This window comes from Mycoplasmopsis californica, assembly GCF_000695835.1.
GTDB classification, from domain to species: domain Bacteria; phylum Bacillota_I; class Bacilli_A; order Mycoplasmatales; family Metamycoplasmataceae; genus Mycoplasmopsis; species Mycoplasmopsis californica.
In genome coordinates this window covers 713,272-726,375 of the sequence record NZ_CP007521.1, presented here as the reverse complement: position 1 = coordinate 726,375, position 13,104 = coordinate 713,272, and the positions used below count along the sequence as shown (strand labels likewise).

Below are 13,104 nucleotides of genomic sequence, written 5' to 3'. Positions count from 1 at the left end.
TAGTGGAGACCCACTATTCATTTTGGTCTTGACGTTGTGAGTCAAAAAAATTAAATTCATCTGGACTTTCATTTTCAACACCGTCAAGATAATTAAATTCATTAAGTTTTGGTAGGTCTGACATTGATCTAATACGGAAGTAGTCGTAAAACTTGTTTGTGACCCCATATAAAACAGGGTTTCCAGGAGTTGGGCTTATCCCAACCTCCTCAATAACACCCTTGGCGAGTAAAGTGTTAACAACTTGTTCGCTAGCAACCCCCCTAATATTATTTATTATTGAACGTGTGACTGGTTGTTTGTATGCGACAATTCCAGCAACTTCAATTGCTGCATTTGATAAACGGTGCTTTTTAGTAACTTGAACCATTTTAGTAATATAGTCTTTATATGTTTCACGAGTAGCTAATTTGAATATATCATTAAAATTCACAACTTTAAGTGCAGTTTCACGTGAATTATATTCTTTCATAAAGTCGTTTAGAACTTTTTTTGCCTCATGAGTAGTGTTAAGATTGAATATTTCTTGTATTTGTTCAAGACTTAAGCCTTCATCGCCTTGAATATATAATAGAGCTTCCAAAATATTATTTTTCATATTCAGGTCCTTTTTTAAATGTGATAGTGCCAAATTGTTCTTTTTGTTCTAGTGTAATTTTTTGTGTTTTTACGAGTACTAAAACAGCTAAAAATGTAATTACAAAGTGATTTATACTAGGTTGATTAAAAATCATTTCAAAGCTTACATCTTCATTATTTTTAAATAATTCAATGATAAATGGAATTTGATCTTGTGGTGTTAAATTGAAGTGTTCCAGCTTAGTGCGGCGAAGTTTTTGAGCATACGTACGCTCAAACATTTTTCTCAGTATTGTGATTACTTTTAACGGGTTTGATTGCCCATCTAATGCAGTTTTATCGTCTTCAACTAAGAATTCTTCAATATCACTAGGTCTTTTGATAAATATTTCACTTCGAGCAAGTTCGTGTTCGCGGAGTGCTTTTGAAACCTCTTTAAATTGTTGATGCTCATACAATCTACGCAGCAATTCGCGTTTATCCTCTTCAATTTCAGGTTTTTCTTCAGGAGTATATAACATCATTTTAGTTTTTAAGGCAAGCAATGTAGCTGCCATTACTAAATATTCACCAGCTAAATCAATTTCATTTTCTTGTAGTGTCTGAATAACTTCCAAGTATGAACTGGCTAGTTCAGCAACGTCAACATCCATAATATTTTTGTGTTTTTGTTGAACTAAAGCGAGTAGAAGGTCTAATGGACCTTCGTAGTTTTCGATGTTTATAACAAATTTATTTGCTGTCATTTCAAGGTCTTTAGTGTGTTGCGTGTTTTTAATTTGAATTAAGTCATCATTTTGATTGAATATACTTTCATTATTATTCATGGTTTAGTGCCTTTTCGATTGTTTGTTTTACTCTTTCCATAATAACCGCATTATCAATTGTAATAAACTCCGCAGGTTTAATTACTTTTAAAAATTCAACTCGAATTTTTAATTTTTTGTTTCTTTTTTTATTTAAAGCATCACGTGAATCGGAAATAGCGACAGGAACAATAGGTAAATAATGACTACGAGCGACTTTTGCTCCGCCAGCTTTGAATTCACCTAGTGTTAGCTCATTAATTCTAGTACCTTCAGGAAAAATAACGCCATAAGTTTTATTTTGCTTTACGTGACTTCCGAATTCTTCTAATGATTTAATTGATTGTCTCAAATCTTGACGATTAATAAAAATTGTGTCCAAAAGTTCAAGTACTTTGCGAGTAATTCCCCTCTTTTTTAACTCAACTTTTGCAATAAAAGTAGGAATTTTATTTTTACCAATACGTTCAAAATTGGTTTTTTCTAGGGATGCCAAAATTAATAAGGGATCAATATTTGATTTGTGGTTCGGCATTAGGATAACAGGCCCTTTTGGCAATGAATCCAGACCTACAACCTCCAGTTTAACATTGAAATATCATAAGAGTTGTTTAGCCCTTTTAAGTAAATAGTCATTCCGTTGTTGAATGTGAAAATTCATTGGATCGCGTCTATATCTTTTTGATGCAGCGCTTAATCTTCACATACATCATAGAAAATGTCATCAAAGAAAAATCATTTTTAAATTAAAACCCATATTACTCCTTTTTAACTACGACGGCAATGACTAGGTCGCCCTCATTTGTTGTTGCTATATTCCAGTCGGAATGCTCCCAACCGTGTTGATCTTTTTTGAGCTCAATTTTGCGAAAATCAGCAAAATTGTTATCAGCTTTAAATAAAGCTTCCTTAATTGCTCATATTGATGCTAGAAAATCAGCTTTGTGTTTTTCTTTTTCCAAAAGTAATAATTCATTTGGATGGCAAAAACGTTTTTCAAAACCTTTTGGCATATTTTTAAAACGTTTAATGGTTGTTGCATCGAGACCTATTTTCATATTTAATATTATATAATTAATTATTAATCTTTAATTCAATATTATATTATCTAAAAATATAATGATCCATTAGAAAGTTTGATTTTGTATAAAGTGTATAATTTATTAGTGTTTATGACACATTTGTGTTAGTGTTAGTAATTACAATTAAGAAAAGAAGATATGGTAGAAAAGTTTTTTAATATTTATAATTTAGATAAAACTTATTTGGTTTCAGGTTGATTTGCCTGAATTTTTGCAACTATTTCAATAACATTGACTGTTAGTGTCGGGATTCCGCAACTAGTATATTTATTAAAAAATAAAGATACTGGCGAAGGTGTTAATTTTTACTCATTTTGAATTGTTTTTGTTGGATCTATTGGTTGGATGTTAATTGGTTCTTGGGATATTCAACCAGTTAAAATGGTAGCCTCATCAATAGCAAATATGCTTTCGTTATCAATTTTTATTTTTACAATTTTTTTCACATACAAGTACGCAAGGGACGAGAAGAAAAGAAAACAAGCTTGAAAAGTTCTTATCATCGCTGCATTAGTTGTTGCTTTCGCCGCAAACATTGCGATATATGGACTTGTAAAAGACAAAAGAATGTGGCCTCAATTACACGCCATATGCGTTATTATTTTTCCAATGCTGACAACATTTAGCTTTTTTCCTTCGGTTATTAAATCGCTAGAACAAAAAAGATTTATGGGTATGTCAAAAGGTATGTTATTCACTATTATCTCAATAAATGTGACTTGAGTATGCTATAGAGTTGCTGTTGGGTTCAATAATAATGAATTTACTGCAGGTTTGATAACGACTATGGTATGGCAATTTGTTTCGCTGGCAATTTATTTATCGCAGGTATATTTATTGATTGAAAATCATTTAAAAAATAAAAACAGGTAGCTTAATTCTCCCTGTTTTTATTTAAAATACGGAAAAGATTAATTCTATTTAACTAATTAATAGTTTGATGTGTTTATTTCTTTTAATATAAAATTTAATTATTAAGGAGAATATATGGATAAAAAAATAGTTGCTTTCGTTTCCGACCACGCGGCGGTCGATCTTAAAAATAAACTTGTGGCATACATTGAAGAACTTGGGTATCAAGCTGTTGATTTAGGGCCGGTTGATGAGTCTCAAAAAGTTTCATATTCACTTCAAGGACATAAACTTGCAAAGTACGTTAAAGAAAATGATGTAAATTTTGGAATTGGTTTATGTGGTACCGGTTTAGGGATTTCATATGCATTAAATCGTCATAACGGAATAAGAGCTGCTAGGGTTGCTTCTGTTGAGGATGCTGAACTAGCAAAATTACACAACAATGCAAATATTTTAGTTTTCGGTGGTCGCCAAGTTAGTTTTGAGCAAGCTAAAACCATGGTTGATAAATATATTGCGACAAATTATGAGGGTGGCCGTCACCAACAAAGAATAGATGATATTGAACATTTTGAAGACTAGTTTTCAAATTTGCACTGAAAAACACTGATTTTTACTAATTGCTGCACAACTATTAAAATGTTGTGCTTTTATTTTTAAAATTTATAATATTAAATATGGCTAAAAAACAACGACAAATATATACGGGTTTAGAACTAAAACAAATTAAAAAAATAACAAACAGAAAAAATAGAAGTTCCTGAGCTGGTAAAAATATAATTTCTAATGAAAATCGTCGTTGAGATTTTTTTGAAAAGATAATTAAGTATTTTTTACGTTTTATTTTATGATTAACAACATCAAAAATTGGATGAAAAAATAAGGTTAAAACTAATGAGTTAGTCGATCGTACATATGCAAAATTCATTGCAAAAGACTCGGCTTTTATTCCATTCTCACTCGCTTTTTATTTCCTTGTATCATTTGTGCCTATATCTACAATTGTTATTGTTTTACTTTCATTTATTGACGATTACAATGTAATATTCGTGAACAAAATTATAACAAGAGTAATACCAGGCGTCCAGTCCTTATTGGCAATTCCAGAATTTAAGATAAATGAAGGAGCTAAATACACGGCAATACTCGTTTTACTATTGACTTCGACGTGACTAGGATCGAGTGGATGAGGGCGTTTTATCTACTTACAAAACTACATATACGGCCATGAAAACTTAGGTAATTTTTTTCTTAACAGAATAAAAGGTTTCTTTGTAGTTTTGGGTATAAGTATATACATTTTTTTAGCTTCGGCACTTTATATTACTTTCTATAAATGGATAACTCCATCATTTAGTCTAACAGGCGAAACTATATTTTTTTATATTTCATTATTTATTTATCTACTTTTAATTTTGTATCTTGGTTTCACTCTTATTTATAAACTGACTCCAAGTTTTAAGTTGCAATGGAACTCAGTGTTGCCGGGTGTTTTAGTGGCATCAATACCAAATATGATTTTTATTAGTGGATTTGGTTATTTAACTTCACTATTAAAATATGATCAATATGGAACAATTGGCACATTTCTTTATTTGGCATTATTTGTTTCATCATTAACTTATTTTACTTATATGGGGTTAATTGTTAATGAGTCGTATTTCAAAACTTACTATTCAAGCTTCACTATTTCTAAAACAGCTTGAATATTTAAACGTTTTAATAAAATTTAGATTTTTTAGTTGAAGTCAAACCCTTAAAATTTATAATTTAAATTTAGCACTCAAAGAGCTTTTGTGCTAAAATAAAAAACATGAGTAAAAAAGATTATTATGAAGTTTTAGGTGTTTCAAGGGATGCTACAGAAAAAGAAATTAAGTCAGCATACCGTAAATTAGCGATGCAGTATCATCCAGATAAATTAAAAGATGGAACTAGTGACCAAAAAATGCAGGAATTAAACCAAGCTTATGAAGTTTTAAGCGACAAAGAAAAAAGAGCTAATTACGACCAATATGGTTCAGAAGAAGGGCCACAAGGTTTTGGCGGATTTGGTGATTTCGGCAGTTTTGGCGGATTTGGAGATATTTTTAGTTCATTTTTTGGTGGATCAAGTAGACAAAAAACAAATACTCCTATGCGAGGCGACGATTTGATGGCGAGAGTCCAAATTTCATTTGAAGATTCGATAAAAGGAGTTGAATTTGAGAAAAAATTGCAAAAATGAGAAGCTTGCGATTCCTGTGAGGGACGAGGAGCGGAAAAATCAAGTGATATTTTAACTTGTTCAACGTGTAAAGGGACAGGCCAACAACAAATTCAACAACGAACTCTTTTTGGGATGATGTCAACTGCTCAGATTTGTTCAAATTGTCACGGCAACGGCGAAATAATAAAAAACCCATGCAAAACTTGCAAAGGTAATGTTTATATTAAAAAAGATAAAAAAGTCAAATTTAGAGCTCCTGAAGGGTGCCAAACAGGTGATAAAATTTCATTAACAGGATATGGAGAAAAAGGTCTAAATGGTGGCCCTGCTGGTAATTTAATTATTGAATTCCAAGTATTGCCTCACAAATATTTTGTGAGAGAAGGATTAAACTTATTCTTAGAATTTCCAGTTTCATTTATTGATATTGTTAAAGAAAATCAAGTTATTGTGCCAACTCCTTATGGAAATGAAACTATTCAATTACGTCGAAGTCATCAAAATGGAAAAATATTAGTTCTAAATGGAAAAGGTATTCGTCGTAGTGGCCGCAGTGGAGATTTAAAAATTCAATTAAAAATTATCATTCCAGACCTTTCTAAATCAGAAATGAATAAATTAGCTAATCAAATCTCAGAATTTCAAGACAACACAAATCTAGACTTCATCAAGCTTTTTAAATAAATGGTAATATAATCTCTCATTTTAATTTTGAGAGATTTTATTTTTTTAAACTCTTATTTACAATGTATATCATTAATATTCATCAGTGAAATTTTAAATGTAATTTTTTTATTAATAATTATAGCTATAATTAATATATGAAAAGCAAGAAAAATGGTGATTTATTAAGTAATTTTAATCATACTAATTATGGTCCTGAAAGCCTTTTTGCAAGTTTGTTGAAAGAAGATAAAGACTTTAAAAAAGATGTCTTATCCTTCATGCGCCTATTGCCCTTAAATAAAACTATTAGTGCATTTGATGATACGATTTTTCCTGATTTCAAATATGATAAAACAAAACAAATTACACTATTAAATATTGAAGAACTCCAAAAGATAAAAGCAAACCTTTATCAATTTGACTGTGCCACAAAAGTGATGCCAAAAGATATTTTTAAAGATATTTCTTTACAAAAAAGTGATCTTGCTCACTTTTTGAAAAATCATATTGGTGATGCGCAAAACATCGGCGAACATAATTGAGGTTTTGAATCTAGATTTAGTAACGAAGATACAGTAACATTAGCAGACTCGGCAGAAATTGTCATAAAAGAAGTAAGAATTTAATTTTTTTTAGTATTATTTATTATTAGTTAAATAAGCAAATATATAGGAGAACTTTGTATGAACCATAAAAAAATTAATGTTGCAATTGACGGCCCTTCAAGTGCAGGAAAATCAACTGTTTCAGAAGAAATTGCAAAAAGATTAGGCTACACTTTTTTAAGTTCGGGGAGCATTTATAGAGCAATTGCATACGTTTTGATTAAAAATAAAATCAATCACACTGACGAAAATGCAGTGAGTGATTGCTTAAATAATGAGTTCTTAAAAATTTCGCTTGACAATCAACAAAAAATATATGTAGATGGCGAAGACATAACAAGATCAATTAGATCAAATGAGGTTTCTAAAGTTTCTTCTGAAATTGCAATTTATAAAGCGGTACGCCAGTACGTTGTTGAATTTATTCAACACATGACTAAATCGTCAAAAGGTTTTATAATGGACGGTAGAGATACAACATACAAAATTATGCCTTATGCAGAGCTAAAAGTTTATCTTGATGCTACTCCTCATGAAAGAGCTCGTCGCCGTTATTTGCAAAATATTGAATTAGGTTTTAATACAAGTTATGAGGAAGTTCTAGATGCTGTAAAAACTCGTGATGATCAAGACTTTAATCGTGCTAACGACCCACTAAAACGTGTTGATGACGCAAGTTATATTGATTGTACAAACATGACATTCAGTGAAGTTGTTAATGAAATAATCCGCCAAATCGAGGAAATTATAAATGCGCAATAATGTAATTGCAATTATAGGCAAGCCGAATGTTGGAAAAAGTACTCTTTTCAACAGATTAGTGGGTAAAAAAAGTTCAATAACCTATGACGAACCTGGAGTTACTCGTGATCGTCTTTACGAAACATTCGAATGAAGTGGAAAAGAAATTAAAGTAATTGATACTGGTGGTATTGAAGTAGAAAATAGACCATTTCAAGAACAAATTAGAATTCAAGCTTCTATTGCAATTGATGAAGCTAACGTAATTATTTTTATGGTTGATGGAGCTTCTGATATTACAAACGATGATCAATTAATTTTAAGTATGTTGCGGAAAAGTAACAAGCCAATTGTAGTTGTTGCCAATAAACTTGACAATCTTGATTTATTTAATTATTCTTGATATTCATTAGGTGAGAATATATTTAAGATAAGTGCGCAACACGGCCATGGTGTAGGCGATGTTTTGGATGAGTGTTTGCGAAATTTAAATCTTGATGACCAAAAAACCTCAAAAAACTTTAAATTATCAATAATTGGCCGGCCTAATTCTGGTAAAAGTTCTCTTCTTAACTTGCTTTGTGGTGAACAAAGATCGATTGTAAGTGAAATTGCAGGAACAACACGTGATGCTGTAAAGAGTTTTGTTAAAATACGAGATCAAGAGTTTGAAGTTGTAGATACAGCAGGGATTACAAGAAAAAGTAAAATTGTAGATATGATTGATAAATATGCTTTAATGCGTGCAATAAGCGCATTAGATGAATCTGATTTATCAATCATTATGATCGATTCGACCAAAGAATTAAGCCATTTTGATTCACGTATTATTGGATATGCATTGGAAAATTCAAAACCGATTATAATCGCCGTTAATAAGTGAGATTTAATAAACAAAGATACTAATACAATGATTAATTACGAAAAGCAAATGAGAAATAAATTTCATTTTGTTCCGTGAGTTCCATTTTGCTTTATTTCAGTTTTAAAAAATCAAAGAATTGATAAATTTATTGACACAATTTTGCAAGTTAAACAAAATTTAGAACGAGATGTAAAACCTGCTTTATTATCAAACTTTATTCGGGAAACTCAATTAATTCAACCCGCCGCTCCTTACAATGGTGGTCGCTTAAATATTTATTTTGCGCGTAAATTTACGGATTTGCGAATTCCAACTTTTGTTTTTTATGTCAATAATAAAAAATTCCTGCATTGAAGTTACGAACGATTTTTGGAAAAGCAAATACGCTCGATCATTGATTTCACAGGATGCCCGATTAAATTAATTTTCAAAAACAAATCAGGACTTGAATAATATTTTCAGCAAATGCAAGAGTTTGCTGATTTTATTTCAATTATTCATTATATTTATTTTTGACATTCAAAAAATTTTCTTGGAGATCCGCTGTCGCCCATTGAATGCTATTTAGATTAATTAGAGCAAGGAGGCGCTCGTTTCAATTTAGATTTTTAATAAATTTTATATTTTTCATATATGCTCCATTGTGTGAATGTTTTTATTAAAATTGTTTTTTGTATATAAATGCGTATAAAAATACTGACATTTTGTGTAAAATTAAATTATAGGTGGTTAAAAATAATCTCCGTGTATATTGAAAGGGTATCTCATGACTAAAAAAGAATTTATGGCCGAAGTAGCTGAAAAGATGGGTGTTCCAGTAAGAACTGCAAATGAATTTTTTGATAAATTCATAATTGTTCTGAAAGACTATCTTTCAGAGGGGGAAAAGGTTCAATTGAGCGTACTAGGAACTTTTGATGTTGTTGAACGTGCTAGACGTGAAACAACAAACCCATTTACAAAAGAATTGTTGGTTATCGAACCTAAAAAAGTTATTAAGTTCAGGCCATCTAAATTCCTAAAAGAAGCCGTTGATAAAAACTAGATACTATACAAATAAGGTAAAAAGTCAATAATGCCAGGATACGTAAGTTCAATTTGTATTCCGGCATTTTTTATTTCTTCATATGTTCAGGATTTTTTTCAATGTGTAGCTAAATACTGTGAATTAATAATATAAAACTCATCAACATTACTAAACATAATAATAAAAAAGGCAATTCCATTCATTGTGTTAATTTTATTTAAATAATCTATTTGGTGTCGCAAAATATTACTTGCGGGAAGCCGATTTTCATTGGTCGTTTTTGCTTCAAAAGCAACAAAAGTTCCATCAACACACCCGATATAATCGACTGTACTTTTCTTATAAACGTAAGCTCCCGACAATTCTCTTTTGTTATCAACCTTGTGGAATTTAACGGGCAAAGTTTTCTTCTCGATTAAAGCTTTATTATACGTTTCATAATGTGCTATTGTTTGGTTGATGATTTTTTCTAATAACATTCCTCTATTTTTCATCTCAACTATACATATCACGGAATTTCTTTGTAAATTGAAAAAAAGAAAAAAATATAATTTATAGGCATAAATTATATATTTTTTCCATTTTAATAAAATCTGCTTTAAAAATTAATACCTATAAGTATGAGAATATCAAAACAATACGATTCAAAAGATTGCGGACTACACGTTTTGCAATATTTTATAAAAAAACTCAATAAATCAGACGTAGAAATAAATTATTTGAAATTAAAAGCAGATTATGGACCAAATGGAATAAGCTTGACAACATTAGGAAAAGTTGCCAGGGAAAATGGCTTGATCATTGATACATATAAAACTAATTTTGATGAATTAAAGAAAATTAAAAATATTGATTTACCTTTTATTGTATTGGTGGAGGATGAAGGACTTAAACACTATCTTGTAATCGAAAAAATTGATAAAAATTATGTTTATATTCAGGATTCTAGAATAGGAAGAAAAATAAAAATGAATCACACTGAGTTTAGATCAATTTATACGGGCATAATGAGTTTTGTGTATCGTGATATAGAAAACAATCAAAGACAGGATATTAAATGTGTTGATAACAAGTTAAAATATTTATTTAGTTTTAATTTTAACTTATTTTGTATAGTTTTTGTGTCCTTATTAACAATGTTATTAGCATTTAGCTCTTCATTTTTTGTAAAAATTGTTTTTGATTTGGTAATACTAAATCATTTAAACAAGATGTTGTTTGCATTGTTTATTGGTTTTTTATGATTGAATATTGTCCGGTTTTTAAGTGTATTTTTAAAAAATTTAATGACTAAAAAGCTGGCTAATGCGATAGAAATAGATATTAAAGAAAGATTTTTTACAAAACTACAACGAATTGGATTAAATGAAAAATCTAAAATAACAAATTCAGAAATTTTCAAGCGTTTAGGTTATATAAATTTTATTAGCGAATACAAAGCCAGCTTTTTATACACATTTTTTGCTGAATTTATCGCTATTTTATTCAGTTCATTATTTTTGATTTGACTAAATTTAATTATATTTGGGATCGTATTTTCTTTTAGTGCGTTGTGTTTGATTATTAATATTATTTTTCATTTTTTTATTGAAAAAAGATACCAAAAACATTTAAATTTATCTCATAATAATGCACAAACTGAAATGGATTATGTTTTTGGATTAACTTCATTTAATGATGAATACAGTTTAAATTTCAATGAACTTTTACGCCAAGAAAAATTAATAAAATTTAAAATGAGTGATTATAAATTAAATAAAAGTAAAAATGTCAATAACTTAGTTAATGACTTTTTAATTGGAAATTTAGGTTTGGTTATTGTATTTGTGTCTTGTTTTCTAATTTTTAAAAATCAATTAACCGTTGGAACGTTAATTATGATATTAACTACAATGTCATACTTTGTACAACCTGTTGCATCATTAACGTCGATAATAATGATGAATAGTATTGTTGCAAAGCATATTGACATGATTAATTTTGTATTGAATTTCAAAGAAATAAACCTAGAAAATAAAGGCGTGATGATTGAAAAAATTAAAGAAATTGAGTTATTAGATCTTAACTTTGGTTATGAATCAGGAAATAATAATATAAATATTGATGCTATAAAATTAAATGAAAATACACATTTTATAGGCAAAAACGGTTGCGGAAAGAGTACATTATTAAATTTATTAAATTTTAAACTTTCAAATTGAGATGGCACATTAAAGATTAACAACCATAATGTGAATTTTATTAATATTTTAGCTCTTAAAAATGATTCGATTTTAATAAATGATGACGTTTACATTCCGCAATCAACTGTTTATGATTTTTTGGTGTGTGGGAATCAAAATATACATAAAACATTGATGAATAATATTGACTTTTATGGTTTAGATAAGGTTATGGAGCGTTGTAACTTAACACTTAATTCGTTTATAAATAATAATGGAGAAAATATATCAAGTGGACAGAGGCAATTAATCATTTTACTAAAATTATTTACAAAAAAATTCAAGCTTATTATGCTTGATGAAGCTTTTGAAAATCTAGATTTAGAAGTGAATAAAAAATTAATAAATTCTATCAAAAATTATCAAAGCGATGCATTTTTTATTGAAATTAGCCATAGCAAAAAGTATGCAAGTAATGGAATGGAGGTAGATTTTGAAAAAATTAACAAAACCAACTAAAATTGTTTATTTTTCAATTTTCATTCTCTTTTTGTTAAGTGTAGCTTTGTTTATTATTATTCTCAATATTGAGGTTGAAAAAACAATTAAAATTAATTTTATAGTTGATAAAAATAAAAAAATGATACTGGTCGCCCCTGAAAAATCGCTTTTTTATTTAGAAAAAAATAAAGAGGTTTCAATAAGTTATTTAAATAAAATTTATCTATTAAAAATATCTAATTTCACCAAAATAAATGAGACTGTGATTGTGAATTTTCATAAGATTCCTGCAGGAATTAAACTCGTTTCTAATACACAAGTTAGTGGCGTTTTATTTTATGATAAAGTAAAATTATGATCCTTGATTTGAAATATTTAATATCTACTGACAACAAATCTATAAATTTAGCAAATTTAATTTTGTCATAAATTGACTAATTCAGTCGATTTATGAGTGCAATCGTTAATTGTGTATTTAATTTTGTATTTTTTACACTAATAAATTTAAAATAGGTAATAATGTTCCTATATAACTATATAATTTAAATTATGATTGAACTTAATATTAATATTGAAGATGGAAACTCATTTATATTTCAAAAAGAGTATGAACAAGTACTAAAAAATCTTGCAACTTATTTTAAAATTGAAAAGCAAGTCATTTTAGACGTCTCAATAGTTAATAATTTGAAAATTCAAGAATTAAATAAAGAATATCGGAATAAAGATTATCCAACAGATATTTTGTCTTTTGATTTTGGTATGGATGAGGTTTATGATGAATTACCAATATTACCTCTTGGAGAATTGGTTATAAGTCATGAAAAAGTTGAGCAACAAGCACAAGAATTCAATCACTCGCTACGTCGCGAGTATTGCTATTTATTTGCACATGGATTAGTTCATTTAATGGGTTATGACCATGAGAATGAGGAAGAAAAAAAACAAATGGACAAAATAGTGGATAATATATTTAATCCATTAGGAATTACTAGGGAGGAATAGT

At 28.9% G+C, this 13,104-nt stretch carries 16 protein-coding genes; 11 read left to right on the top strand and 5 right to left on the bottom strand.

What is annotated here, in order from left to right:
- Positions 1 to 13: 13 nt before the first annotated feature.
- The 4 genes from scpB to MCFN_RS03025 form a co-directional block, all read right to left on the bottom strand.
- The gene (gene scpB / locus MCFN_RS03040) at positions 14 to 598 is read right to left on the bottom strand and encodes an SMC-Scp complex subunit ScpB (RefSeq protein ID WP_038562243.1); all 585 of its coding nucleotides are present in this window, start codon (positions 596 to 598) and stop codon (positions 14 to 16) included.
- Positions 588 to 1,325 (bottom strand): segregation/condensation protein A, encoded by a 738-nt coding sequence (locus tag MCFN_RS03035; protein ID WP_038562549.1) that lies wholly within the window; start codon positions 1,323 to 1,325, stop codon positions 588 to 590. Before MCFN_RS03035 ends, scpB begins: the two co-directional genes overlap by 11 nt.
- 73 nt (positions 1,326 to 1,398) lie before the next feature.
- The gene (locus MCFN_RS03030; protein WP_038562240.1) at positions 1,399 to 2,142 is read right to left on the bottom strand and encodes a lysophospholipid acyltransferase family protein; all 744 of its coding nucleotides are present in this window, start codon (positions 2,140 to 2,142) and stop codon (positions 1,399 to 1,401) included.
- 1 nt (position 2,143) lies between these two features.
- Complete coding sequence (locus tag MCFN_RS03025) at positions 2,144 to 2,443, bottom strand: 4'-phosphopantetheinyl transferase superfamily protein (protein WP_051604589.1); 300 nt, start codon at positions 2,441 to 2,443, stop codon at positions 2,144 to 2,146.
- 162 nt (positions 2,444 to 2,605) lie between these two features.
- On the opposite strand from MCFN_RS03025, the gene MCFN_RS03020 reads away from it, so the two are divergent.
- From MCFN_RS03020 to MCFN_RS02985, 8 genes are all read left to right on the top strand, one after another.
- Complete coding sequence (locus MCFN_RS03020; protein ID WP_038562236.1) at positions 2,606 to 3,340, top strand: PQ-loop domain-containing transporter; 735 nt, start codon at positions 2,606 to 2,608, stop codon at positions 3,338 to 3,340.
- Between the two features lie 114 nt (positions 3,341 to 3,454).
- Positions 3,455 to 3,904, top strand: a complete 450-nt coding sequence (locus MCFN_RS03015) for an RpiB/LacA/LacB family sugar-phosphate isomerase (RefSeq protein ID WP_038562234.1) — start codon at positions 3,455 to 3,457, stop codon at positions 3,902 to 3,904.
- A 95-nt stretch (positions 3,905 to 3,999) separates the two neighbouring features.
- Positions 4,000 to 5,055 (top strand): YhjD/YihY/BrkB family envelope integrity protein, encoded by a 1,056-nt coding sequence (locus tag MCFN_RS03010; RefSeq protein WP_038562231.1) that lies wholly within the window; start codon positions 4,000 to 4,002, stop codon positions 5,053 to 5,055.
- 80 nt (positions 5,056 to 5,135) lie between these two features.
- Positions 5,136 to 6,215: a molecular chaperone DnaJ gene (gene dnaJ, locus MCFN_RS03005; protein WP_038562229.1), complete on the top strand. Its 1,080-nt coding sequence runs from the start codon at positions 5,136 to 5,138 to the stop codon at positions 6,213 to 6,215.
- Positions 6,216 to 6,352: 137 nt separating this feature from the next.
- Positions 6,353 to 6,823, top strand: a complete 471-nt coding sequence (locus MCFN_RS03000; RefSeq protein ID WP_038562228.1) for a hypothetical protein — start codon at positions 6,353 to 6,355, stop codon at positions 6,821 to 6,823.
- 57 nt (positions 6,824 to 6,880) lie between these two features.
- Positions 6,881 to 7,564: a (d)CMP kinase gene (gene cmk / locus MCFN_RS02995; protein ID WP_038562225.1), complete on the top strand. Its 684-nt coding sequence runs from the start codon at positions 6,881 to 6,883 to the stop codon at positions 7,562 to 7,564.
- On the top strand, positions 7,554 to 8,861 hold the full coding sequence (der, locus tag MCFN_RS02990; RefSeq protein WP_038562221.1) for a ribosome biogenesis GTPase Der: 1,308 nt from the start codon (positions 7,554 to 7,556) through the stop codon (positions 8,859 to 8,861). The genes cmk and der overlap by 11 nt, the downstream gene beginning before the upstream one ends.
- Positions 8,862 to 9,174: 313 nt before the next feature.
- Positions 9,175 to 9,453 (top strand): HU family DNA-binding protein, encoded by a 279-nt coding sequence (locus MCFN_RS02985; protein ID WP_038562218.1) that lies wholly within the window; start codon positions 9,175 to 9,177, stop codon positions 9,451 to 9,453.
- On the opposite strand, the gene recU is transcribed toward MCFN_RS02985, so the two are convergent.
- Entirely contained in the window at positions 9,450 to 9,929 is a 480-nt protein-coding gene (gene recU, locus MCFN_RS02980; RefSeq protein ID WP_038562215.1) for a Holliday junction resolvase RecU, read from the bottom strand. The genes MCFN_RS02985 and recU overlap by 4 nt on opposite strands.
- A gap of 126 nt (positions 9,930 to 10,055) precedes the next feature.
- Between recU and MCFN_RS02975 the strand changes: the two genes are divergently transcribed.
- From MCFN_RS02975 to ybeY, 3 genes are all read left to right on the top strand, one after another.
- Positions 10,056 to 12,116, top strand: a complete 2,061-nt coding sequence (locus tag MCFN_RS02975) for an Mbov_0121 family peptidase domain-containing ABC transporter (protein WP_038562212.1) — start codon at positions 10,056 to 10,058, stop codon at positions 12,114 to 12,116.
- A complete protein-coding gene (locus tag MCFN_RS02970) occupies positions 12,091 to 12,477 on the top strand; it encodes an MAG1140 family protein (protein WP_038562209.1) in 387 nt (128 codons plus the stop codon). The genes MCFN_RS02975 and MCFN_RS02970 overlap by 26 nt, the downstream gene beginning before the upstream one ends.
- A gap of 170 nt (positions 12,478 to 12,647) precedes the next feature.
- Complete coding sequence (gene ybeY / locus MCFN_RS02965; RefSeq protein ID WP_038562206.1) at positions 12,648 to 13,103, top strand: rRNA maturation RNase YbeY; 456 nt, start codon at positions 12,648 to 12,650, stop codon at positions 13,101 to 13,103.
- The last annotated feature ends 1 nt before the right edge of the window (position 13,104 follow it).